This is a genomic window from [Bacillus] enclensis (genome assembly GCF_001456935.1).
Lineage (GTDB): Bacteria > Bacillota > Bacilli > Bacillales > Bacillaceae_B > Rossellomorea > Rossellomorea enclensis.
The window spans coordinates 56996-79284 of record NZ_KQ758490.1; the positions used below are offsets into that span (position 1 = coordinate 56996).

Annotated in this window: 28 protein-coding genes; 20 read left to right on the plus strand and 8 right to left on the minus strand. The window is 43.6% G+C overall.

Annotated features, from left to right (window positions below):
- Nucleotides 1-82: 82 nt before the first annotated feature.
- From AS034_RS20080 to AS034_RS20110, 7 genes are all read right to left on the minus strand, one after another.
- A complete protein-coding gene (locus AS034_RS20080; protein ID WP_058299933.1) occupies nucleotides 83-1228 on the minus strand; it encodes a Ger(x)C family spore germination protein in 1146 nt (381 codons plus the stop codon).
- Nucleotides 1228-2688: a spore germination protein gene (locus AS034_RS20085; RefSeq protein ID WP_058299934.1), complete on the minus strand. Its 1461-nt coding sequence runs from the start codon at nucleotides 2686-2688 to the stop codon at nucleotides 1228-1230. Before AS034_RS20085 ends, AS034_RS20080 begins: the two co-directional genes overlap by 1 nt.
- Entirely contained in the window at nucleotides 2681-3766 is a 1086-nt protein-coding gene (locus AS034_RS20090; RefSeq protein ID WP_058299935.1) for a GerAB/ArcD/ProY family transporter, read from the minus strand. Before AS034_RS20090 ends, AS034_RS20085 begins: the two co-directional genes overlap by 8 nt.
- A gap of 496 nt (nucleotides 3767-4262) precedes the next feature.
- Nucleotides 4263-5471, minus strand: a complete 1209-nt coding sequence (locus AS034_RS20095) for an MFS transporter (protein ID WP_176716114.1) — start codon at nucleotides 5469-5471, stop codon at nucleotides 4263-4265.
- A gap of 68 nt (nucleotides 5472-5539) precedes the next feature.
- Nucleotides 5540-6193 carry an ArsR/SmtB family transcription factor gene (locus tag AS034_RS20100; RefSeq protein ID WP_058299937.1) on the minus strand — a complete coding sequence of 218 codons (654 nt, stop codon included), beginning with the start codon at nucleotides 6191-6193 and terminating at the stop codon, nucleotides 5540-5542.
- A gap of 138 nt (nucleotides 6194-6331) precedes the next feature.
- Nucleotides 6332-6709, minus strand: coding sequence for a hotdog domain-containing protein (locus AS034_RS20105; protein ID WP_058299938.1), 378 nt, complete (start codon nucleotides 6707-6709; stop codon nucleotides 6332-6334).
- On the minus strand, nucleotides 6709-7218 hold the full coding sequence (locus tag AS034_RS20110; RefSeq protein ID WP_058299939.1) for a GNAT family N-acetyltransferase: 510 nt from the start codon (nucleotides 7216-7218) through the stop codon (nucleotides 6709-6711). The genes AS034_RS20105 and AS034_RS20110 overlap by 1 nt, the downstream gene beginning before the upstream one ends.
- A 290-nt stretch (nucleotides 7219-7508) precedes the next feature.
- Here AS034_RS20110 and spxA point away from each other — a divergent pair, with 290 nt between their 5' ends.
- From spxA to rbsB, 20 genes are all read left to right on the plus strand, one after another.
- Nucleotides 7509-7904, plus strand: coding sequence for a transcriptional regulator SpxA (spxA, locus tag AS034_RS20115; RefSeq protein ID WP_058299940.1), 396 nt, complete (start codon nucleotides 7509-7511; stop codon nucleotides 7902-7904).
- Nucleotides 7905-7979: 75 nt separating this feature from the next.
- Nucleotides 7980-8393 carry an RrF2 family transcriptional regulator gene (locus tag AS034_RS20120; protein WP_032088288.1) on the plus strand — a complete coding sequence of 138 codons (414 nt, stop codon included), beginning with the start codon at nucleotides 7980-7982 and terminating at the stop codon, nucleotides 8391-8393.
- 75 nt (nucleotides 8394-8468) lie between these two features.
- Entirely contained in the window at nucleotides 8469-8792 is a 324-nt protein-coding gene (locus AS034_RS20125; RefSeq protein ID WP_176716113.1) for an IDEAL domain-containing protein, read from the plus strand.
- Nucleotides 8793-9011: 219 nt separating this feature from the next.
- Nucleotides 9012-9455, plus strand: a complete 444-nt coding sequence (locus AS034_RS20130) for a GNAT family N-acetyltransferase (protein WP_058299941.1) — start codon at nucleotides 9012-9014, stop codon at nucleotides 9453-9455.
- A gap of 531 nt (nucleotides 9456-9986) precedes the next feature.
- Complete coding sequence (locus tag AS034_RS20135) at nucleotides 9987-10409, plus strand: DUF4181 domain-containing protein (RefSeq protein WP_058299942.1); 423 nt, start codon at nucleotides 9987-9989, stop codon at nucleotides 10407-10409.
- Nucleotides 10410-10428: 19 nt separating this feature from the next.
- Nucleotides 10429-10665, plus strand: a complete 237-nt coding sequence (locus AS034_RS20140; RefSeq protein ID WP_058299943.1) for a DUF2651 family protein — start codon at nucleotides 10429-10431, stop codon at nucleotides 10663-10665.
- Between the two features lie 111 nt (nucleotides 10666-10776).
- A complete protein-coding gene (locus AS034_RS20145) occupies nucleotides 10777-11331 on the plus strand; it encodes a DUF488 domain-containing protein (protein WP_058299944.1) in 555 nt (184 codons plus the stop codon).
- A 131-nt stretch (nucleotides 11332-11462) separates the two neighbouring features.
- The gene (locus AS034_RS20150; protein ID WP_032088293.1) at nucleotides 11463-11690 is read left to right on the plus strand and encodes a hypothetical protein; all 228 of its coding nucleotides are present in this window, start codon (nucleotides 11463-11465) and stop codon (nucleotides 11688-11690) included.
- 353 nt (nucleotides 11691-12043) lie between these two features.
- Entirely contained in the window at nucleotides 12044-12199 is a 156-nt protein-coding gene (locus AS034_RS22840) for a hypothetical protein (protein ID WP_156416156.1), read from the plus strand.
- A gap of 339 nt (nucleotides 12200-12538) precedes the next feature.
- Nucleotides 12539-13300, plus strand: a complete 762-nt coding sequence (locus AS034_RS20155; RefSeq protein ID WP_058299945.1) for a YdcF family protein — start codon at nucleotides 12539-12541, stop codon at nucleotides 13298-13300.
- Between the two features lie 53 nt (nucleotides 13301-13353).
- On the plus strand, nucleotides 13354-13761 hold the full coding sequence (locus AS034_RS20160; RefSeq protein WP_058299946.1) for a hypothetical protein: 408 nt from the start codon (nucleotides 13354-13356) through the stop codon (nucleotides 13759-13761).
- A 17-nt stretch (nucleotides 13762-13778) separates the two neighbouring features.
- A complete protein-coding gene (locus AS034_RS20165; RefSeq protein WP_058299947.1) occupies nucleotides 13779-14354 on the plus strand; it encodes a DEAD/DEAH box helicase family protein in 576 nt (191 codons plus the stop codon).
- A gap of 112 nt (nucleotides 14355-14466) precedes the next feature.
- Complete coding sequence (locus AS034_RS20170) at nucleotides 14467-15006, plus strand: RNA polymerase sigma factor (RefSeq protein ID WP_058299948.1); 540 nt, start codon at nucleotides 14467-14469, stop codon at nucleotides 15004-15006.
- The gene (gene spoIIP, locus AS034_RS20175; RefSeq protein ID WP_058299949.1) at nucleotides 14996-15904 is read left to right on the plus strand and encodes a stage II sporulation protein P; all 909 of its coding nucleotides are present in this window, start codon (nucleotides 14996-14998) and stop codon (nucleotides 15902-15904) included. Before AS034_RS20170 ends, spoIIP begins: the two co-directional genes overlap by 11 nt.
- A 170-nt stretch (nucleotides 15905-16074) precedes the next feature.
- A complete protein-coding gene (locus AS034_RS20180; protein WP_058299950.1) occupies nucleotides 16075-17052 on the plus strand; it encodes a LacI family DNA-binding transcriptional regulator in 978 nt (325 codons plus the stop codon).
- Between the two features lie 5 nt (nucleotides 17053-17057).
- Nucleotides 17058-17948, plus strand: coding sequence for a ribokinase (gene rbsK, locus AS034_RS20185; protein ID WP_058299951.1), 891 nt, complete (start codon nucleotides 17058-17060; stop codon nucleotides 17946-17948).
- Nucleotides 17945-18331, plus strand: a complete 387-nt coding sequence (gene rbsD, locus AS034_RS20190; protein ID WP_058299952.1) for a D-ribose pyranase — start codon at nucleotides 17945-17947, stop codon at nucleotides 18329-18331. Before rbsK ends, rbsD begins: the two co-directional genes overlap by 4 nt.
- A 19-nt stretch (nucleotides 18332-18350) precedes the next feature.
- A complete protein-coding gene (locus AS034_RS20195) occupies nucleotides 18351-19841 on the plus strand; it encodes a sugar ABC transporter ATP-binding protein (protein ID WP_058299953.1) in 1491 nt (496 codons plus the stop codon).
- Nucleotides 19834-20790, plus strand: coding sequence for a ribose ABC transporter permease RbsC (gene rbsC, locus AS034_RS20200; RefSeq protein WP_058299954.1), 957 nt, complete (start codon nucleotides 19834-19836; stop codon nucleotides 20788-20790). The genes AS034_RS20195 and rbsC overlap by 8 nt, the downstream gene beginning before the upstream one ends.
- A gap of 10 nt (nucleotides 20791-20800) precedes the next feature.
- Nucleotides 20801-21730, plus strand: coding sequence for a ribose ABC transporter substrate-binding protein RbsB (gene rbsB / locus AS034_RS20205; protein ID WP_058299955.1), 930 nt, complete (start codon nucleotides 20801-20803; stop codon nucleotides 21728-21730).
- A gap of 394 nt (nucleotides 21731-22124) precedes the next feature.
- Here rbsB and AS034_RS22535 read toward each other — a convergent pair whose 3' ends face one another.
- The gene (locus AS034_RS22535; RefSeq protein WP_082641752.1) at nucleotides 22125-22289 is read right to left on the minus strand and encodes an IS3 family transposase; all 165 of its coding nucleotides are present in this window, start codon (nucleotides 22287-22289) and stop codon (nucleotides 22125-22127) included.

Here is a 22289-nt window from a genome sequence, read left to right on the forward strand (position 1 = left end):
GGATTCCAATGGCTGGAGGAATCCCCTTTTTCTGCAGGTGGCTCAATGTACTTGAATTCACTTGGGTAGTATAGAATAGCAGTTATCTTAATTTTTTTATATCAATGATTTTATTCTCCAAAGCCCCCGAGTGTATAAATTCAACATTAACTTCGAGGTTTAGTGTCAATTCGCTGAGTCTTTGATTTTTTCTCCAATCCAATCCTTCTTCCCGGAAAAGAGTGTGCTCAAGGTTTAGAAAATCGGTGTTTTCTTTAATACCTAATTGGAACACCCCTTGTACTTCCTCCTTGATACTTTTTTCAGCGAGCTTCTCCATCTTGTTAAGATTCGTTACTCCGTGATTATCACGATTGGCCACAATCCCTTTTGCTTCGATCATGACTTCTATTGTAGAATCTGTCACTTTGAATGTTGCTTTTGGGTCCGTGAACACGGTCAGCAGGGTAGCTTTTTTTTCAATCGGGATAAGAAGTGGAACCCTCTCCATATCGGGGATCAGCCATCTCAGCCCCATTAACTCTGCAAGTGGGTAAAAGCCCTTATAGTCATCATTTTTAATAAAGTATGCCCCATTCATGAATAATTTCGGTTCCTTCTCTTCGTTTTGTTCCCATTGTGTACGATTAATGGCCAGGGAAGGAAGGTAGGAAGTATATGCCGGTTCATATACCTGCCGCGCAAATTGAAAAAACTGAATCGGTTTAAGCTGCGAACTTTGAGAGAAAGTCGACACTGGATTATGCAAGACGGTGTTTAAAGAAGTCTGTCCAAAAAACCCCGGGGTCGAGAGGATATCCTTAATGGGTTCAGACGTACCATATACCCAAGGGGTCAAACGGAACTCATGATAACGGGTCAATCCATCATAAATTTCCTGAAAACCCTTTTCAATGGCTGCTTCACTGAGAACAATTGCAGTGACGTGCCCCCATATGAAGCGTTCCTGCGCCGTTTGGTAAATTTCAAAGAATGCATCTATAAAAATATCTCCTGTGGCTTCGGACACCCACATTTTAGCTGGTTCAGGATTACTTCCTTCTGTTTTCGCAACTTTAGTCAAATCGACCAGTTGAATGTAACAATGGTATTTACCTTCTTTATAATCAACCCCTATGGCTGTTGCATAGTTAATATCCTGTGTTTCTTTAATATCCGAGCAAGCCGTTTGCATAAGGATGGCACTAATAAGAGAAAAGATAAATAATAATTTTCGTTTGCAGGTCATTATTTTTTCTCTCCTCTGCTTAGCATTTTTGCAGAAAGGTCTCTATGCTTAAATGGATTGATTAAAATGCCGGACAGTATTTGCTTTGGCTTGAGGGAAATGAGCGGTTCCATATAAGAAACGTTAAAAGATTGTAATTGGCATAAATAGATTAAAACCCCGAAAAAGCTTAAAAATAAACCGTATATCCCTAAGAAAGCTGAAATCAATAAGGTGATGAAACGCAGGACTGTAACCGTGCCTGTCAAGGATTGGTTTACTAATGTATATGTAGCAACGGCTGTCAATGCAATGATGACGATAATGGTAGGGGACGCGAGACCTGCCCGAATGGAAGCATCTCCTATGATGAGCCCTCCGACAATCGAAATGGTTTGCCCGACTGCGGTCGGCATCCTCACTCCTGCCTCCCTTAATATCTCAAACAACCCGAGTATGAAGAATGCTTCCAGAGCACTGGGGAGAGGAAGCCCCTGTCTGGATACCACTACAGTTGCTAACAGCGGGAAGGGCAGCTGATCAACATTTACACTCGCGATGGCTATCCACAACCCAGGCAGAAATATCGCAATGAATATACCTGTAATCCTTAAGATTCTTTGAAACATAACAAAATGGTAAGGGAAATGAAGATCTTCTGGTGATTTGGTCAATACCGTTAAATTACTCGGCCCGATCAAAACCATGGGGGAGCCATCCACCAAAATGATGAACCGTCCACGCAGCATACACTCGATTGTAAAATCAGGCCTGGTGATATAATCCAGTAAAGGGAACAGGGAAAATGAGCGGTCAGAGAGCCATTGTTCAAGTTGACCGGCACTTAATACACTTTCAGTATCAATCTTATTTAAACGTTTTCTGATTTCCATTAGCGAGTCTTGATTCACTTTATTGGTCAAATACAAAAGTGAAACCTTTGTTTGACTCAATGATCCAATGACAAAGGATTCATTATGGAGCATCGGACTCTTTAATCTTTTTCGGATGAGAGATATATTCGTATTGATTTCTTCTGTGTATGCATCTTTAGGACCCTTTATTGAGACTTCAGTTTTGGACTCTTCCGGATTTCTTTTCGGGATATTCGAAATGTCTATCGCCCAGAAGAAAGGAAGTCCATTTTTATAGAAGAGAAGGAAGCCCGAAAAGACCTTTGAAATCATTACTGCAAACGAGTTGATCTGGACAATCGGAGGTAAGTCGATGGCTGCATCCAATGCCGTTTCTGGATTGCCGAGAAAACTGCATACGCTGTGATAGTAATCATTTAACTGGCCGCCATCTACCATACCTTCGCAATAGACTATAGCCATATCTTGATCTGATTGTTTATATTTTGTAACTTTTACATCCGCATAACTCTTAAAGAAATTCTCTAACTTCTTTTCATCCAATGTCTTTGAAAGAAGATCTTTTTCAAGGGACCCCATCTTATTAGTTATTTCCTGATCAAACATGATGGGCACGCCCCTTCTTTTTTTTAGGCATATAACCAATTGCGAATAAAATAAGTGATAGGACAAAACCGGAAATCAATAGAACCGGATAATAGGCTTTTTCGATGATGTTCTGAATCCATAAATCACTTATTGGTACAATGCTGATGACGGACATCAAAATTCCTCCAGCAAATAATAGATACATTCTTTTTTTTCGTGGTTTGATTTCGAATAAATCCGTTAGGAAGTACAAACAGAGGGACACCTTGATTAACGACCCTGATAAAAATTGAAATACGGCCAAGAAGTCTAAATGGGAGACTTGCTTACCCAATTGAACAAGCCTCCATTGTTCAAAGGCTGGAAAACGGAAATTTTCTGCTGCATTCGTTCCGAACGAAGCGATCGCGCCAGTTGTAGGGCCGAACACAAGACCTAAAAGAATCGAAATCAAAATGACCAGATGGAAGAAGCGAAAAGGTTTTTCCATCCTTTTCTGAATCAGCAGAAGAATTAGAATATCGACACTCCCTCCCAGGACAATGACGGCTCCATTGATAACGGGTTCATATCCATTTATAAGAATAGGTGTAATCAGGGAATAATCTTTTTTGTCCATTGTACTGGTCGCGACAAACATACCCAGAAGCCAAACAATTGGAAGTAACATAGCTGACATGTATACAATTACTTTGAAACCCTTGAACGCAGCCCATATACAGAGAATGAAAAAACAGGCTGTTATAAGCCATGCAGGTGTATATGGTAAAAAGTACACTTTTGTCATGATAACGAAATCATAAGATGACAGCATCCCGCTTACCAGGAAATACATAGAGAAAATGACCGCAATAATTTTGGAGACAAATTTTCCGGCACGGTCATGTACCCAGTTAATCAATCCTTCACCTTTTAACTTCAGGAAGGGAATATAGATAATGACTGTCCATCCAACGAGGAGGACGAAGGCGACAAAAACGCTTACCCATGCATCGCGGCCAGCTGCTTTAATTAATTGAGGCAGAATCATGACGTGGTTGGATATTCCAGTGAATAAAATTAACATGAAAGAAATTTGAAGCCTGGAAAATTTCATAGATAACCCCACTAAATCTAATGATAGGATATAATGTTTACCATTTTTTTATAAATATGTAAGGGGTGATTTATAAGCTGTGTAAACGACTCCATTATTTAGCGGGCTAAGGCTTGGTAAAGAAAATTCGACAAGTTGCACGTATTCTGGTGAAAGTGGAATGTAATTTAAAAATCTTGCTTGAAAAATTCAAAACTGGAACGTATTTATTAGATTTGGATCGGAAACTTTATAAAGTGGAATGTAAAGCTTCCTAATGTGATGGATATCAATGATTTGACTGCCAGGACCCGGCTAGAAGACCAATTTCTACAGATAGCAGTCAAAATTCACGCAAATTCATGGGTAATCTATTAAATTTTTAGTTTGAATCTATCATTTTATAGAAACACATGGACGCGAACGAACCTTAAATGAAGGTCTCCTGGTTTTTGGCCCGTGTGCTGTAAAAATATCAAAAGCCCGTCCCTCCGCCGGAACGGGCTTTTGCATTTAATTACAATCCTTTTTGAGGCAATGTTTCCTTCAATCTCACCGCTGCCATGAGTCCTGCACTCAAAGGCAGCAGAGCAACTAAGCCGATGGCCCAGCCGGCGCTCAGCATATCTGTCAGTAACCCGGCGAACAAGGCGCCGAATGCATAACCGCTGTCTCTCCAGAAGCGATAGACGCCCATGGATGATGCCCGCCATTCCGGCCGGGCGACATCACTTATGGATGCCTGCAGGGTCGGATAGACCATGGCGGTTCCAAGCCCTAATAGAATGGCTGCGACCAGCCACAGGCTGTATTTGCCGACGAATAATATCATCCACAGCGACAGGGCTTGGAGCCACATTCCGCCGACGATCAGCCACTTCCGACCGATTTTATCACTGATAGCTCCGGTGAACAGTTGGAAAAATCCCCATGATGCAGGATAGATGGCAACAAGCAGTCCGATTTCCGTTACACTTAAGCCGACACCCGTAAAGAAAATAGGGAAGAGGCCCCATGCCATGCCGTCTTTGAGATTCGTACTCAGTCCCGAAAACGTGATGCTCGATAAACTTTTGTTCTGAAATGTGGTGGTTTTGAAGACTTCTTTAGCTGAAAGAGTCGGTCCATCATGAACCACTGCTTTTGATTGAAGTTTCATATGTCCAGCCGTATCCCTGACGAGTAACGATAGTATGAAACCGATGACGACGATGACAATTCCCAGGTAAAATGGTTCGGGCCGGTTTGAAAAGTTTGTTGCGACGAATCCAGAGACAGCAGCCATTGCCGCAACCCCGCTGTAGCCTGCAAATTCATTCAGTCCGACTGCTGTACCACGCTGTGTCGGTTTTGACAGATCGATTTTCATATTGACGGTCATCGACCATGCAAGGCCCTGATTGATCCCGAGGAAGATATTCGCAAGGACAATCATCCACCATGACGTTGCAAAAATAACGAAGAGCGGAACAAATAATCCGAAGCTCCAGCCAATTAGAAGGACTTTCTTTCGGCCAAACCGATCGGCAATCGCGCCTGCAAAATAGTTCACAATCGCTTTTGAAAAACCGAAGCTGATGATGAACGAAAGGGCTGCACTTGCAGAGGCAAGCCCGAATTCATCCTCTCCGATAATTGGAAGGATCGTCCGTTCAAGACCGACCATCGAACCGACAAAGAAGTTCGTTGCCACAAGAAGGATGAAGTTCAGAAGATTCTCCTTCATTCCACTTTTTATTGTACTCACTTTTTTCACCTCCAATTAGGAAAAATCATAAACGAGTTCGAATCCAATTAATGAATAGAGTCAGCCTCTTTCCACTCATGTATACCTTCTTCCATGCGATAGGCTTCAAATCCATTCGCCAACAACATTTCGACCGCCTGAGTGGCAAAGGCACAATACGGTCCGCGGCAGTAAGCGATAATTTTTTTATCTTTCGGAAGGGAAGATAGATGTTCTTTAAGATTCTGTACTGGGATGGATCTTGCTCCATCGATATGTTCATTCATGTATTCATCTTCCGGTCTGACATCAATCAGGACTGCCTCACCATTTCGTAATTGAGTCATCATCTCTTTCAAATCCACCATGTGAATCCTTTCATTCCTGTCGATATAATCCTTTCGCACATGTGTTATGTCACTGAATTGCATCTCGGCCAAGTGCTTGATGGTGTGCAGCAGTCCTGCCACGTGATCATCGGCCAGGGAATAATAGACATAGTTCTTTTCTTTATGAAAAGTAACCACCCTGGCCTCGAGCAGTGACTGCAGGTGCTTTGAAGTATTTGCTGTCGACATGTTCGTTTCAGCCGAAAGCCTCTCGACTGTCTTCGGCCCTTGAGTCAAATAGTCCACCAGTTCAACACGTTTCGGGCTGGAAAGAGCCTTGCCGATCCGGGCGAAATGACCATACACATAACTTTTGAATTCTCTTGTTTCCAATTCTGGCACCTCCAAATCTATTCAACTATTTGGTTGAATAGTAAGATTGTATAAAGAAAAACTGACTATGTAAAGAAGGATGCTCAAAAAAATCCCGGCCCAAAAGTGCATTCATGCACCGGTACAGGATTGGAAACTTCAAATTATCACTCCGGCAAATCCCCCAGTCAAAACCGCCTTCCCATACTGGTTCTCACATTGGAAGGAAGCTGTGATCTCATTCCGGTCTCTTTGATCTTTTTCATAACGATCGATACGTACGGTGCACCGAATGGTATCACCCGTGAACACCGGCCGCAGGAATTCGAAATTCATCTTCCGTGCCAGGACATTATGATCTCCACCCACCTTAGTGGGAAGTGTGGCTGTCAAAAGTCCTTGGACGACGAGTCTTCCCTGTTCATCAGGGGTCATGTGGTGGATTCCTGCATCTCCTGAAATCGTAGTGAATAATTCCACGTCTTTCTTTGTAAAACGGCGTTCGAAAGAATTGGTATCACCCACTTTCAACGTCATTATTTATCATCCTTTCTTCTGAAAGCTAAACTTTCCAGCCTCTTCTCAAGTTCTATTTCATCCCTGAGCGGAATCCCGTCACTCCCGATCAGCGGGATTTCAGGCTTGATTTCACGGGCGCGGCCGACCGCATTTCGATGAATCTTCACTAAATGAAATCCTCGTTTCTGATAAAACCTCAATGCAAGTAAATTATCATTTGTCGTGACCAGCGTGACCCTCCCGCATTTGTGATGGTGTGCTGCACGTTCGACTTCCTGCACAAGGATGGTGCCGATTCCTTTGCCTTCTTCCAGACTGTCCAGGGATATGATCTCACACTCATTGTTACAGATGACATATGTAATAAGCCCGATGATTTGATCTTCAGTATTAAGAATGGCGAATCCGTCCAGCTCTGAGCAATTGTACACTCCGCTTGAAATCACCATCTGCGGGCTTCCCCAGTGAGTGGTGAAGAAATTATTTAACATCTCTTTAGGCAGTTTTTTGGTATTAATAACATTCATCTTAAGACCTCACTTTGTATCTTATAGAGAATATTTTAACATGAATTTCCTTTTTGAAAGTATGAGATGAGAGGGGAGGTTTAAAACAGAAGGGGTGAGGGAAAAGGGTAGGAGTATACAAACGTTATACCCGTTGTTGACATCACCAACTGTAAATATTATAATTACAGTAATAATAAGTTCTCAATTGAATAAGGGAACTATTTTTTAAAATCTAACTGTAAAAATAATTGTTACATTTAAATTGAACTTACCATAACTTATATAGAAACTTTAAAGGAGTGGATTATATGGTCACATTATACGTCACACCGAGCTGTACTTCCTGCCGGAAAGCTAAGGCTTGGTTTGAGGAACACGAAATCGAGTATACGGAGCGGAACATACTGGCTGACCCGCTGACGGTGGATGAAATCAAGGCGATCCTGCGTCTTACCGAAGAAGGCACAGAAGAGATCATCTCGACGAATTCCAAAACATATAAAGAATTGGATGCAGATCTTGATTCACTTCCGCTTAAAGACTTGTACCAGCTGATCATCGACAATCCAAAGATGGTAAAGAGACCGATCATGCTGGATGAAAAACGGATCCAAGTCGGCTATAACGACGAAGAAATTCGCAGTTTCCTACCGAGGAAGCTCCGTACATTCAACTATCAGGAATTGATGAAAGAAGCGAATTAGGCTGGCCCGGCAGACTTGACTGGCTAATCTGTAGCATATACGATTATCATGCAGATAGGAAGTAGGAGGAAGCCCATGAATAGTGATTTTACTCTGGCCATTCACAGTTTAACGTATCTCGCACTGCAGAATGACCGGATGTCGAAAAGCGATGCGATCGCTGAAAGTGCAGGCGTCCATGCCGTCCGCATCCGGAAGGTCCTGAGTTTACTGAAAAAACACGGGATCATTAAATCGAAAGAGGGGACCGGCGGAGGATTCCTTTTTGCAAAGGAATTCTGCGAAGTGAGCCTTTGGGACATTTACACCCTCACGTCAGAAGGCGCGCTGCAGCCAAAGTGTCCGCAGTCGAATGAAGCGTGTGTCGTCGGAGCGAATATGCACAGGGTGTTGTTCACCATTTTTTTAGGTGCAGAAGAGCATCTTGGCGAGTACCTGAAACAATATACGATAAAAGACATTGTCGATCTGATTTCAAAAGAAAAATGACATGGAAGGGTCGGCCTTTCCTTTAACCTAAATGTAATAAAAATTATTTCAGTTTAAAAAAGTAGGTGGAATATTATGAACAAAATTCTGACAAAAGGCGACTGGATAAAAGCGACTTCCCTGGAGGGGGAATTGATCATCGGTTATATTGTGAATCTGGATCCGCAGGGTACGACCGTAAAAGCGAAAGTCATCACAAGCGACAACAGAGAAATAGAAGGCTCCGTCATTCCGCTGCTCACGAAAGAAGTAAAGAAGCTGCCTGACACCAAAATAGCGAATAAAGAACAAATCCGATTCCTGATTGACCTCGCTCTTTCTACAGGGGATGAAGAGTGGTTCCTCGAGCTCTCAAAGAAATATAATGCAATGAGGGAACTGGTTAAAAATGGTCAATGACAAAGGAAGTGCCTGATACCTGCTGGTTTTCCCAGCTGGTATCGGGCGCTTTTTATGTGGGTCGGGAGAAGACGGAGAGCCAAGGTGCCCGGCTCATACTTGGGTATGTGGGAGACAGGTGGACAGGTACAGCGGCTCACTTTGGGGTACGCACAGTTTGCAGGAGAAGAAGTCTATCCTATAATAGTTAAGAGAATAATACATAAGAGGTGTGCACACATGAGCTGGAAGGTTAAACGATTTGATGAGCTGACAACTAGAGAATTGTACTCAATTTTACAAGAGAGAACCCAGGTCTTCGTGGTCGAACAGGAATGTCCGTACCTCGAAGTCGACGGAAAGGACCTTAACTCTTACCATCTTTATAAGGAAGAAAATGGGGAGGTAGCCGCCTACGCAAGGCTTCTGCCAAGAGGTGTGTCTTATAAGGAAGCATCCATCGGCAGGGTGTTTGTGAAAAAGGAAAATCGCGGGCGGGGGCTGGCAGGCGAACTGATGACCAGGTCATTGAATTTCATCCATGGCGAATTAGGGGAGTCAGAAGTTAAGATTCAGGCGCAGGAGTATTTGAGGAAATTTTACGGGTCATATGGATTCCGGGTGGTAACCGAGACGTACTTGGATGATGGGATTCCTCATATTGATATGATGTTGCGGAAATGATTGGTATTAGAACGTCAATTTGAATAATTGAGGGATGGGTGCTGAGACGGTTCTCCTGGAATAAAGATTATCCGACAAGTGGAATGTATTTTAGGAAAAGTGGAATGAAAATCTGAAATTTGGAATGTATTTCTGAAATCTGGATTGAAAATCGTAAAAGAGGAATGTATTTTTCAAAAGGGGAATGAAAACTTCGGATGGTGTAAATAAATGGACTGAAAGTGGTATCAGACTTAGCTGGAATCCTAAAAAAACCGCCATTTCAATGTAAATTAGTTTCAAAACCAATGGAAACCCTCAATTTCATTCCATTTAAGCAAGCTTAGTGCTATTCAAATCTGCCTGTCCTTCGATACCTGGTAAGGGAATCAAGGGACAGGCTTTTTATATGAATGTAATTGGAACAAATTAGAAATTACCATTGAACATACCAAGGTTATTTGAAATAATTAGGAGTGAAGTTTTGGGACCGGCAGCAGAAACCTGTACTTGATGGTGCCCACCCACCAATCATAGGAAGGTGGAATTAGAATGGGACTCTTCTTCTTAAAAACAATACTCTTTTTATTGATCTATTTTCTGCTTTTATATGCAGCCCATCTGGGAATCAGCGGCTGGCTTGGTATAGAAAGAAGGAAGATTTGGTCGAGAGACAACATTATTAATGAACATCATGAAAAAGTGGATAGAATACACAAAAGGATCCTGATGATTGTTTTGTTTTCGTGTCCTGTAATAGATGTTTTATATGACTTTGATCACTGGTACCAAAATCCATATACTTATATTCTGGTTATTTTATTATCCGGTTCTATATTAAAAGTTTACATGGAGTGGAAATATATCGGGGATAAACGTGAATATACATATACAATTTTCGAAACCAGTTTTAATATCGTTCTGCTGATCCTGTTTTTTACACTGGGAGTCCAATATTTAAATAATTCATTTTAAAAAAGGGTGATGCGATCCGATGAATGTGTTTTTCATACTATTGATCTTATTCCCTGTCATTTCAGTTATTTTGGGGATAGCGGGTTATGCAATATTCAAGAATATTATTGCTGCCCCAGCAGTTGTTTTCTTTGGATCCATGATTGCATTGTTTTTGGTTTTTAACGAAACCTTTTTGATATGGGTGTTTGGGTATACTATTTTGGCTTTAGTTTCAGGTGTATTCGTAAAGGCATTTAATAAAAAAGTGAACTGAATGGAAAGAGCTTATCCGGTGTCAGGATAAGCTCTTTTTGTATGACTGAAAGCGTAAAAAGACGCTTATCGGGTATAGAATATTATAATTTGCACGAAAGGCGGATTTACCATGGAAGTTTACTCAATTGGCCACTCTACACACGCCAAAGAACAATTCCTCAAAATGCTTAAGGCAGCAGACATCGAATACATAGCGGATATCCGTGCATTCCCCGCCAGTCGCAGATACCCTCAGTTTAAAAAGGAGAGCATGTCGGAATGGCTGGAGGAAGCAGGATACGGGTACAGCCATTTTCCGGACCTCGGGGGGAGGAGGCGGTTATCCGGTGTGATCGGAGAAGAGTTGAACGCAGGTTGGAACAATCGATCGTTTCATAACTACGCAGATTATTCCCTCACGGATGAATTCAAAGAGGGCCTTTCAGAATTAAAAAACGCAGCATCCGATAAAAAGCTTGCCTACATGTGTTCGGAACGGCATCCGGCGAGGTGCCACCGGCTGCTGATCAGTAATGTCCTGAAAGCGGACGGATGGGATGGTCGGCATATCGTCTCGGACTCAGACGGAGAGGCTTCAATAATCAGTCATGAACTGGGCAAGTGGGGAGCCGTACCGATCATTGAAGAAGATGGGACGGTGGTTTACCCAGAGTTGGAGGGGTAGGTGTCATTTCACCTTAATACATATTTTTTATGCCCCGTTTATTAAGGTTGTTCTATTATTTCGCTCTCTTATATAACATTTTATGGTAAAATAAATGTAAATTGTAAATTTTAAAGATAGAGGTGGCCCACATGGAACAAGCAGAAAAGAGAAATACAGACAGCAAACAAATCGTAAAGAAAAAGGATAATCTCACAGCGTTTAGTGCCTTTGCCGGAGGAGCACTGGGTTGGACGGCAAACACATCACTAAGTATGCTCACTGATGCAGATATGACACCTTTTTATGTGGTCTCGATTTCACTTGGGGTGATGATCGGGCTGCTTTGGGATATCTCCAATAAGATGAACAGAGATTAGTATAATAATTCATTCACTAGGAGATGGCTGAATGTATTCTTTAAAAATAGTAAAACGCGTGGAAGGATCAAGCCGCTAGCCATTTTGGGAAATTTCACGCTCATCTGCGCGGGAATTCTTTTCATCATAGGTTTTCTCAATGGCTTCCCTAGGGTTTATTTAAAGTGGATCCTGATGACTTTGGGTGTGAATCTTATTTCTTCCGGCTGGGAATCTCACTTGTTAAAAGATGATAGAGAAGGCGTCTATGCCTCATTTGGAATGGGAATCATTTCGTTTTTTTATTCTTTAATTTTATAGAGGAAGATGAACTCGCGGAAGCTAGTTTTCCTTAACAGAAAGGATGAATCTGAATGGCGGCTGTTTCAATCATACTTGCAATCTTCCTATTCCTTCTGGGTTACCTCACCCCGGTAAGTACCTTATACACACTTCCGATTTCGCTGCTATTACTCATATTTGGCATCACACGGTTACTAAAAAAAGAAAATGGCCAGGTCCGCCGCTGATAATAGCACTGGAACCTGACCATTTTTATATGTATGTTAGATTGATACCAGGGAAACCCCGACTAGCAGGATGACCAGAAGCACACCCAAGACGATCACTCTTCTATTGACCATGTTGAAACCTCCCAAGTTGTATGAAATCATCCTCATCTTATCATAGATTCACCGCATTCTGGCTGATGACACACTTTTGAAAACTAGTAATTTCTTACACAGTGAAGTGGTTCATCCGCAGTGGTCAGTCCGATAAATTATACATAATCAACATCCATGTTTGTGGTAAAATAAGGATATTACAAAGAATCCTTAACCATACATTCAAAAGGAAGGATCCCTTACATGAAAAAGCCAAAGCCCGTATATTTTATACCTATCATGATTTTTTTAATTCTGCTGATTTTGTTCGGCCGTACATTCGGTGTCCTCTTCATCGCAGCAAACATTGTATTCATCTTCCTTATTACTTTCCTATTAAAAAGCTACAAAAAAACAATGAAAAAACCCCGTCTGTATATTGGGCGATCATTAATAGTTGTGTATGGCCTGTTCCTGCTCTCGTTCATAGCGGTCGAGAGCTATCTCATAGTTGAATCTGAGAAATCAAAAGTGATCGATGCATCTGAAGTGGATGTGATGATCATCCTTGGTGCAGGCCTGAAAGGTGAAACTCCATCGAAGACACTGGTTTCAAGGCTTGAAGCGGGAAAGGCGGTCCTCGATGGCAATAAGGAACTCCCTGTGGTCGTTTCAGGCGGCCAGGGCGAGGGAGAGGCGATACCGGAAGCAGAAGCAATGGGACGTTATTTGATGGAAAACGGTATCTCAGGGGACCGTATTATTTATGAAAAAACATCCACCACTACATACGAAAATCTCCGAAACTCTATGGAAGTCCTAAGGCAGCAGGAAATGGAGGATCCAAAAGTCCTGATTGTGACGAGCGATTATCACGTGGTGAGGGCGGAGATAATTGCTGCAGAACTCGGCATTGACACCGTTGGGCATTCTGGTATTTCACCTTTCGTTGTGAGGGTGAATTATTTCATAAGGGAGTATTTTGCCATAGGGAAAATGATGCTGGATAAGGTTCTGACAACCTAAACCGGCGGCTGAATAAGTTGGCTCCTGAGCCGTTTTTAAGGAGGGGTATTTTATTGGAAGAGTATATTCGCAATAACCAGGAAATGCTGATCATCATCTATTGCATCATTATTCTTTGGCTGAACATCGGTTACTTAAGAGAATACAAAAAGATTAAAAGAGGACTAGATGAAATCGCCTCTGCCGATGAACTTGAAATCAACCCTTATTCCATGTCCCTCGATATAATGGTGCTGGTTTTCAATTTTTTCAGGAGATGGCTGATTTATATCCTGGCAGTGACGATGACCGGAAATCCAGTGGTCCTGATCATTTCTGTTATTCTTTTTATTTTCAGTTTGTATGATTGCTTGTTTAATTACACCATTGAGAGATTGAGGAAATCAAATCTGTTAATGTATCTTGCTGTCGCGGATACGATTTATATAGCCGGGTTTGTTGTATATCTAATCATGAATTAACTGGGGGGGAAACAAAAATGAAATTGGTATTATTATTCGGACCGCAGGCCGTAGGGAAAATGACGGTTGGACAGGAAGTGGAGAAAGCAACGGGATTGAAGCTGTTCCACAATCACATGACCATCGAGTTACTTCAGCCCTTCTTCGGCTTCACTGATGAGATGTGGAGGCTGTCTACATTGATGCGTGAAGAAATCTTTGAAGCTTTTGCAAAAAGTGACCAGGAAGGCATGATCTTCACCTTTATGTGGGCGTTCAATGAGCAGGAGGATTGGGACTGGGTTGAAAAAGTGGAAGCAATCTTCGAATCGAATGGTGCTGAAGTTTATTTCGTTGAACTTGAATCCGATCTCGAAGTACGGTTAGAACGAAACAAAACAGAGAACCGACTACAGCATAAACCGTCCAAGCGGAATGTAGAAGATTCCGAGAAGCGGCTGCTGGCTTCTTTGGACAGGCTTAGGTTGAATTCTCGTGAAGGGGAAATACATAAAGAGCATTATCTAAAGATTAACAATACCTCGCTGACTCCGGGAGAAACTGCGAAAAAAATAATTGAAGTTTTTAAATTAACGAAAGCATTTGAGAACTGATGCATAGAAAATAGGGAACTTCTAATCAAAGGAAGTTCCCTGTTTTTATAAAAAACTGTAACCTTTTCTGACGCTCATTCGATTAATACATGAAGACAAAGGGGGGAGAAGCTTGATCGATTTAGATGATCTTGAAGGCAGTATCAGTGAACTTTATAAGTTATATCATTTAGAGGTTTACAAGTTCCTTATTTGTTTTTGTGCAAATCAAATTGATGCCGAGGATTTGACCCAGGAAGTATTCATCCGCGTCCTGAACAACCTATCTTCTTATAACCAGCAATCCTCTATAAAGACCTGGATATTTTCCATAGCAAAACATGCTGCCATAGATCATCACAGGAAGAAAAAGTTTGTCACTTTTTTTAAAGAAGGCTTCTTTAAAAATATCGAATCTGAGGCAAAACAACCTGATGAATGGCTGGAAGAGCAGGATATAAAAAGAGCGGTTCATGACGCCATTTCCCGACTGAAACCCCATTTTCGAGCGGTTGTCATACTCAGGGGGATCAATGAATGTTCAATTAAAGAAACATCAGAAATTTTACAGTGCAGTAAATCAAAAGTGAAGGTCAGTTATCACCGGGCTTTAAAAGAGCTGAGGAGGAAATTGAATGTAGAAGGAGAGGAGGCATTACGAAATGCAAAATGATAAAGAAATAGTAGAACTGATTAAAGAAGCATATCCACTTGAACCGCGGAAATCTTTTGTAACTGAGACACAGCAGACATTGATGAAGTCAGCGAGGAGAATGAACAGGAGAAAGCGTATAAAACACTTATCGCTTGCTGCTTTAGGATTCGCACTTTGTGTTACTGCTTCTTCTTGGTTTTTGTTTTTTGATGGAGGTGCCGAGCTTAATCGTTCATTTTCAACATTTTTTGATAATGAGCCTTCTGCAGGAATAAGTGCCGGGGAACCATATGTTTATATTTATCATACGCATAATCAGGAATCCTTTACTCCAGAAGGATCTTCAGGAGAAGTTATTGAAGAAAAACATGAGGCAAAGAATATTTCAGTTGTAGGAAACAGGCTCAGTAACCTACTCAATGAAAAAGGAATCAATACGATCCATGAGCAAAAGAATGTCAGTCAAACTCTGGAAGAGCGAGGGTGGACATTCGCTGATTCTTATAAAATTTCACGGGAATATTTCACTGAGACCCTGGAAGATCATAAAAATATTGAACTTGCATTGGATATCCACAGGGATTCCAGAAAGAAAGACGAAACGACGCTTAAATCAGGAAATAAACAATATGCAAGGATTGTCTTTATCGTTTCCAGCTCTAGCAGTCGTTTAGAAGAGAATCTTGAGCTGGCCAAACTCTTTAATGAAAAACTTGAACGGAAAGTTCCGGGTATATCAAGAGGGGTTTTTGTAAAGTCAAAAGAAAATCTTCAAGAACAAAATACCTATAACCAGGACCTTATTGATCAAGTGTTGTTGGTGAATGTTGGGGGGGTAGAGAATACCCTGGAGGAAGAATACCGGACTGCCAAAGTGCTGGCTGAAGTCATTAAGGAGTATATTGAGGATAAGTAAGAAGTTAGGCACCGGCCCTCGCCAGCAACCAGGAGCCGGCTTTTTTCTGTTTAATTGGTTATGCTGAATCCTCTCGTTGTCCTTAAGGGAGGAAAAAAATAAACTTGCAAGCGATTACAATTCTATGCTATTTTAAATGTAACCGGTTACACAAACCAGGAGTGAAAACAATGCCAACTATAAAAGATGTTGCACGTGAAGCGGGTGTATCTGTCGCCACGGTTTCACGTGTATTGAATGACACCGGCTATGTCGGTACTGATACGAGGAAGAAAGTGATGAAGGCGATTGCCCAATTGAATTACAGCCCGAATGAAGTGGCACGCTCTCTTTATAAACGGGAGTCGAGGCTGATCGGGCTGCTTCTGCCTGATATTACAAACCCATTTTTCCCGCAGCTTGCAAGGGGTGTGGAAGACGAACTGAGCCGGTCGGGCTTCCGGCTGCTGCTCGGGAACAGCGATGAGAATACGGAGAAGGAACTTGATTATATCCAGACATTTGTGCAGAACAATGTAGTGGGAATCATTTCTGCTACCAATCACGTTGACTATCAGATTTACAACGAGTTGAAGCTGCCGCTTGTCCTCCTTGACCGAACGTCTAAAGAATTCCCTGCCGTATATGCGGATGGAAGGGAAGGCGGTCGTTTGGCCGCGCGAACCCTTATTGATAAGGGGGCAGAGCGGATCACACTTGTAAAAGGGCCGGCTCACGTCAAACCTGCTCAGGACCGATACAAAGGTGCGCTTGAAGAATTAAGTCGAACGGACGTCGATTTTTCCGTCTTGTCCACGACCTCCTATTCTTTTGAAGAAGCAAAAGGATGGGCAGAGGAACTATTTGAAAAGTTCCCGAATACGGATGGCGTGATTGCGAGTAATGATATAGTCGGAATCGCGATCCTCCATGAAGCGCTGAAGCTTGGAAAAAGTATCCCTGAAGAGCTGCAGATCATAGGATATGATGATATCCCGCAAAGCAGCTTGTCGTATCCGACACTGTCTACGATCAGGCAGCCGGCATACGAAATGGGAAGGGAGGCTGCTCAGCTGCTTATCAAAATCATTAGAAAAGAGAAAGACATAGAACAGACCGTTCAGATGCCTGTCGAACTGATCGAACGAAATACTACCCGAAAGGATTGAAAATCATGAAGAAACCAAAGATTGCAGTCATTGGCAGCTCATCAATGGACCTTGTCGTGACTTCAAAAAGGCGCCCGCTTGCAGGAGAGACTGTACTCGGGGAGACGTTTGAAACAGTACCCGGAGGAAAAGGAGCGAACCAGGCAGTGGCGGCTGCGAGGCTCGGAGCCGACGTCCATATGATCGGATGTGTCGGGGATGACGCCTACGGAAAGGAAATCCTGGATAACCTGAAATCGAATGGTGTAAAAACTGGTTATGTGAAACCGGTTACACACCAAAAGAGCGGAACCGCTCACATCATATTAGCGGAAGGCGATAACAGTATCGTCGTCGTAAAAGGTGCGAACGATTTCGTCACGCCTGACTATGTGAAGGAAGCGATGTCTCTTTTAAAAGAGTGCGACCTCATTATGATCCAGCAGGAAGTACCTGAGGAAACGGTACTTGAAACAGCCAGGCTTTGCGATGAAATAGGAGTCCCGCTTCTCTTGAACCCGGCTCCAGCCAGGGAAATCCCGGATGAGGTGATTGAAAAAGCGGCCTATCTGACACCGAACGAACACGAGGCAGGAATTTTATTCAAAGGGCAGGAATTATCAAAAGCACTTTCTAATTATCCGAACAAGCTTCTCATCACCGAAGGAGCGGCAGGCGTCCGGTATCATGACGGCAGCAGGGAACAGCTCATCCCGTCATTTCCGGTGAAAGTGGTCGATACGACTGGAGCGGGTGACACATTCAATGCCGCATTCGGCACGGCAATCGCTGAAGGTCAAAACATGAAGGAAAGCCTTCGATTTGCAAACCGCGCAGCTTCGCTTTCTGTAACCGGCTTCGGGGCTCAGGGCGGAATGCCGACAAGGGACGAAGTGGAAAGGGGACTTGCAGAATGAAACGCAACGGAATGCTGAACAGTCATATCACGAAAGTACTCGCCGATCTTGGCCACACCGATACGATTGTGGTGGCTGATGCCGGACTTCCGGTTCCAGCAGGAGTCATGAAGATTGACCTTTCCTTGAAAGAAGGGGTCCCGTCTTTTCTCGATGTCGTAAAGATCTTGAGAGAAGAGATGGTAGTAGAACAAGTGACGGTTGCTGGAGAAATCGAACAGAACACGCGAGTTCATGAGGGAATTAAGAACGCTTTTCCCGAAATGGATTATATTTCTCATGAATCGTTGAAAGCTCAGTTGAAAGATGCCAAGGCTGTCATTCGCACGGGAGAAATCACACCATATGCGAACTGCATCCTTCATGCAGGCGTTACTTTTTAACAAAAAGGGGTGACAAGTTATGCAAATCAAAATGGAAAATATCCATAAAGCCTTTGGAAAGAACAAGGTGCTCGAAGGTGTGGATATCCACATCGAAGACGGGGAAGTCCATGCTCTTATGGGGGAAAACGGAGCCGGAAAGTCGACGCTCATGAATATCCTGACTGGCCTTCATAAGAAAGATCAGGGGATTGTGCAGATCGACGGCACGGAAAAGACATTCGCAAGCCCAAAAGAGGCGGAAGAGTACGGCATCGCATTCATCCACCAGGAACTGAATATCTGGCCGGAACTGACGGTGCTCGAGAACTTATTCATCAATAAGGAACCGGTTACACATTTCGGTCTTATCCAGACGAAAAAAATGAAAGCGATTGCTGGTAATCAGTTCGAAAAGCTGTCCATCTCAATTCCCCTTCACAAGGAAGCGGGACAGTGTTCAGTCGGTGAACAGCAAATGATTGAAATCGCAAAAGCATTGATGACCGATGCAAAAGTCATCATCATGGATGAGCCGACGGCGGCGCTCACGGAGAGGGAAATCGGGAAGCTATTCGAAGTGATCCGATCGTTGAAGAAATCGGGCGTCTCCATCGTCTATATTTCTCACCGGATGGAGGAAATCTTCACGATATGCGACACGATCACCGTCATGAGGGACGGCAGGACGATCGATACCACACCGATCCCTGAGACAAGTTTTGACGAGGTCGTCCGCAAGATGGTCGGGCGCGAACTGACCGACCGTTTCCCGAAGCGTGAAGCGAAGCCGGGTGAACCGATGCTCGAAGTGAAGAATCTTACGAGAAAAGGAGTCTTTGAGAATGTGAGTTTCCGTGTCAGTACAGGCGAAATCGTTGGCGTGGCGGGTCTGATGGGGGCCGGCCGGACAGAAATCATGCGTACTATATTCGGACTTGACGGTAAATATGACGGTGACATTTTTGTAAACGGAAAAAATGTAAAGATCAAGAACCCGAACCAGGCGGTAGGAATGGGCCTCGGATTCATCACTGAAGACCGGAAAGAGGAGGGACTGGTACTCGACTTTCCGATCAAGGACAATATCGTCATGCCGAGTCTGTTCAGTTTTACAAAAAAAGGTTTGATCCAATCGAAGCAGGAACAGGAATTTGTGGACATGCTCATCAAACGACTGACGATCAAGACGGAATCTTCCCAGACGGCAGCAAAGAATCTTTCAGGGGGGAATCAGCAGAAAGTCGTCATCGCGAAGTGGATCGGGATCGGCCCGAAAGTGCTCATCCTCGACGAGCCGACGCGCGGCGTGGATGTAGGGGCGAAGCGTGAGATCTATCAATTGATGAATGAATTGACGGACCGAGGGGTGGCGATCATCATGGTATCTTCTGAACTGCCGGAAGTGCTCGGGATGAGTGACCGTATCCTCGTCGTCCACGAAGGAAGCATTGCAGGCGAACTATCGAAAGAAGAAGCCGATCAGGAAAAAATTATGACACTGGCAACTGGAGGTCGAATTCATGAATAATGCTCTGAAAACCACAAACCATGCAGGAAGTATAATGCAGAAGCTTGGGCCGTTCATGGGGCTGCTCGTATTGTTTGTGGCCGTTTCCGTTATGAACCCAAGTTTTCTAGAACCATTGAACTTATTGAACTTATTAAGACAGGTAGCCATTAACGCATTGATTGCGTACGGCATGACCTTTGTTATTTTGACAGGCGGAATCGACTTGTCGGTCGGATCCATCCTCGCCTTATCGAGCGCTTTGATGGCAGGCATGATGGTTTCCGGCATCGATCCGATCCTTGCGATCCTGATCGGATGTCTTCTGGGGGCGGTTATGGGTGCGATCAACGGACTTCTCATCACAAAAGGTAAAATGGCACCGTTCATTGCCACTTTGGCCACGATGACGATGTTCCGCGGGCTGACCCTTGTATACACCGATGGAAATCCGATCACCGGGCTCGGGGACAGCTATGCGTTCCAACTTTTCGGAAGAGGATATTTTCTTGGAATCCCCGTTCCGGCGGTCACGATGTTCCTTACATTCGCCGTCCTTTGGGTGATACTTCATAAGACTCCGTTCGGTCGCAAAACATACGCAATTGGCGGTAATGAAAAAGCAGCACTGATTTCAGGTATCAAAGTGTCCCGCGTGAAAGTGATGGTGTATTCACTTGCCGGGCTGCTCTCAGCGCTTGCGGGTGCTATTTTAACTTCCCGATTGAATTCGGCGCAGCCGACAGCCGGTACATCGTACGAGCTGGATGCAATCGCAGCCGTCGTCCTTGGCGGGACAAGCCTGTCAGGCGGACGCGGACTGATTGTCGGTACACTGATCGGGGCGCTCATTATCGGGACATTGAACAACGGTTTGAACTTGCTCGGCGTTTCATCCTTCTTCCAGATGGTCGTCAAGGGTGTCGTCATCATCATCGCCGTTCTGATCGATCGAAAGAAAGCAGCATAGGAGGATGATCATGAGAAAATTACTTGTACTCATATTGAGCCTGTCTCTTGTATTCCTTGGCGCCTGCTCGCTGCAGCCGCCGGAATGGGCAAAACCTGACACGAAAAACAAAGATCCGGAAGACATCAAGATCGGTCTTTCCGTTTCCACGTTGAATAATCCTTTCTTCGTCTCAATCCGAAATGGTGTCGAAGAAGAAGCGAAAGCACAAGGCATGGACGTCGTGGTTGTCGATGCCCAGAATGATGCAGCCAAACAAATCAATGACGTTGAAGACTTGATCCAGCAGGGCGTCGATGTTCTGCTCATCAACCCGACCGATTCTTCCGCCATCTCAACGGCAGTCCAGTCGGCGAACAGCATCGGTATCCCGGTCATCACACTCGATCGTTCCGCTGATAAAGGCGAAGTGGAGACGCTGGTCACTTCCGATAATGAAAAAGGCGGAGAAATGGCAGGCGAATATATCGTGGAACAGCTTGGTGAAGGAACGAAAGTCGCAGAGCTTGAAGGGGTTCCGGGAGCATCCGCCACCCGCGAGCGCGGAAAGGGCTTCCACAACATAGCAGATGAAAATCTGGATGTTGCCGCAAAACAGACAGCCAACTTCGACCGTACCGAAGGCCTCAACACGATGGAAAACATCCTTCAGGGTAATCCTGATATCAAAGCCGTGTTTGCCCATAATGACGAAATGGCGCTCGGTGCGTACCAGGCAATTCAAAGCTCCGGCCGGGATGTTCTGGTTGTCGGGTTCGACGGGAACGATGATGCATTGAACAGCATCAAACAAGGCAATCTATCCGCAACCGTCGCCCAGCAGCCGGTTGAAATTGGGAAGCTTGCCGTGAAGGCAGGATCCGATGTGCTGCAGGGGAAGAAGGTTGAAGAGTTGATTCCGGTTCCGTTGAAGCTGGTGACGGAGGAGAATGTAGAGTAGAGAAGTAGAGAATGATGATTGGATGGTTTTATTGCATTGGATTGTCATTCATTGCGTTTTAGAGACTCACTGGGGTGGGTCTCTTTTTTTGATTGGCTGCCATTTATTCGTGTAGGTGGACGAGGGATGAATTGATTTAATAGATTGGATTATGAACCGGGTCGGGCAGGCTGATGAGTGGATAGAAAGAGCTTTGTTTTGGTTAATTTTGGTAAGTGACGGAATAAATCGTAAAATTCGAAGATTATTGATGGGAATGGACTTCTGTCAAGAAAATGGACACCTAAAAATGAGAATGTTTTAGCTGAAATCCCTACCGCACTTTCGTTTGGTGGGGCATTAGAAACAATCAATCTAAAACCAAGATTGATTGCCTCTAACGCCTAAGATGAATTTATGAGATTGAGTCCAGGTTTGAACGCTGATAATTTCTCTCAAAATTGTTTGGGGAAAGATACCCCAGCTTTGAATGTTTTCTTCTCTCGTTGTACCGGTTTGAAATATAGTGGTTAATGACTTTTGTCGCTTCATCCCTTGTTTTAAATCTAGAACGATAGAT

Coding starts and splice junctions, on each gene's coding strand:
- AS034_RS20080 (WP_058299933.1), bottom strand. CDS start 1,228: ATGACCTGCAAACGAAAATTATTATTTATCTTTTCTCTTATTAGTGCC.
- AS034_RS20085 (WP_058299934.1), bottom strand. CDS start 2,688: ATGTTTGATCAGGAAATAACTAATAAGATGGGGTCCCTTGAAAAAGAT.
- AS034_RS20090 (WP_058299935.1), bottom strand. CDS start 3,766: ATGAAATTTTCCAGGCTTCAAATTTCTTTCATGTTAATTTTATTCACT.
- AS034_RS20095 (WP_176716114.1), bottom strand. CDS start 5,471: ATGAAGGAGAATCTTCTGAACTTCATCCTTCTTGTGGCAACGAACTTC.
- AS034_RS20105 (WP_058299938.1), bottom strand. CDS start 6,709: ATGACGTTGAAAGTGGGTGATACCAATTCTTTCGAACGCCGTTTTACA.
- AS034_RS20110 (WP_058299939.1), bottom strand. CDS start 7,218: ATGAATGTTATTAATACCAAAAAACTGCCTAAAGAGATGTTAAATAAT.
- spxA (WP_058299940.1), top strand. CDS start 7,509: ATGGTCACATTATACGTCACACCGAGCTGTACTTCCTGCCGGAAAGCT.
- AS034_RS20120 (WP_032088288.1), top strand. CDS start 7,980: ATGAATAGTGATTTTACTCTGGCCATTCACAGTTTAACGTATCTCGCA.
- AS034_RS20125 (WP_176716113.1), top strand. CDS start 8,469: ATGAACAAAATTCTGACAAAAGGCGACTGGATAAAAGCGACTTCCCTG.
- AS034_RS20130 (WP_058299941.1), top strand. CDS start 9,012: ATGAGCTGGAAGGTTAAACGATTTGATGAGCTGACAACTAGAGAATTG.
- AS034_RS20135 (WP_058299942.1), top strand. CDS start 9,987: ATGGGACTCTTCTTCTTAAAAACAATACTCTTTTTATTGATCTATTTT.
- AS034_RS20140 (WP_058299943.1), top strand. CDS start 10,429: ATGAATGTGTTTTTCATACTATTGATCTTATTCCCTGTCATTTCAGTT.
- AS034_RS20145 (WP_058299944.1), top strand. CDS start 10,777: ATGGAAGTTTACTCAATTGGCCACTCTACACACGCCAAAGAACAATTC.
- AS034_RS20150 (WP_032088293.1), top strand. CDS start 11,463: ATGGAACAAGCAGAAAAGAGAAATACAGACAGCAAACAAATCGTAAAG.
- AS034_RS22840 (WP_156416156.1), top strand. CDS start 12,044: ATGGCGGCTGTTTCAATCATACTTGCAATCTTCCTATTCCTTCTGGGT.
- AS034_RS20155 (WP_058299945.1), top strand. CDS start 12,539: ATGAAAAAGCCAAAGCCCGTATATTTTATACCTATCATGATTTTTTTA.
- AS034_RS20165 (WP_058299947.1), top strand. CDS start 13,779: ATGAAATTGGTATTATTATTCGGACCGCAGGCCGTAGGGAAAATGACG.
- spoIIP (WP_058299949.1), top strand. CDS start 14,996: ATGCAAAATGATAAAGAAATAGTAGAACTGATTAAAGAAGCATATCCA.
- AS034_RS20180 (WP_058299950.1), top strand. CDS start 16,075: ATGCCAACTATAAAAGATGTTGCACGTGAAGCGGGTGTATCTGTCGCC.
- rbsK (WP_058299951.1), top strand. CDS start 17,058: ATGAAGAAACCAAAGATTGCAGTCATTGGCAGCTCATCAATGGACCTT.
- rbsD (WP_058299952.1), top strand. CDS start 17,945: ATGAAACGCAACGGAATGCTGAACAGTCATATCACGAAAGTACTCGCC.
- AS034_RS20195 (WP_058299953.1), top strand. CDS start 18,351: ATGCAAATCAAAATGGAAAATATCCATAAAGCCTTTGGAAAGAACAAG.
- rbsC (WP_058299954.1), top strand. CDS start 19,834: ATGAATAATGCTCTGAAAACCACAAACCATGCAGGAAGTATAATGCAG.
- rbsB (WP_058299955.1), top strand. CDS start 20,801: ATGAGAAAATTACTTGTACTCATATTGAGCCTGTCTCTTGTATTCCTT.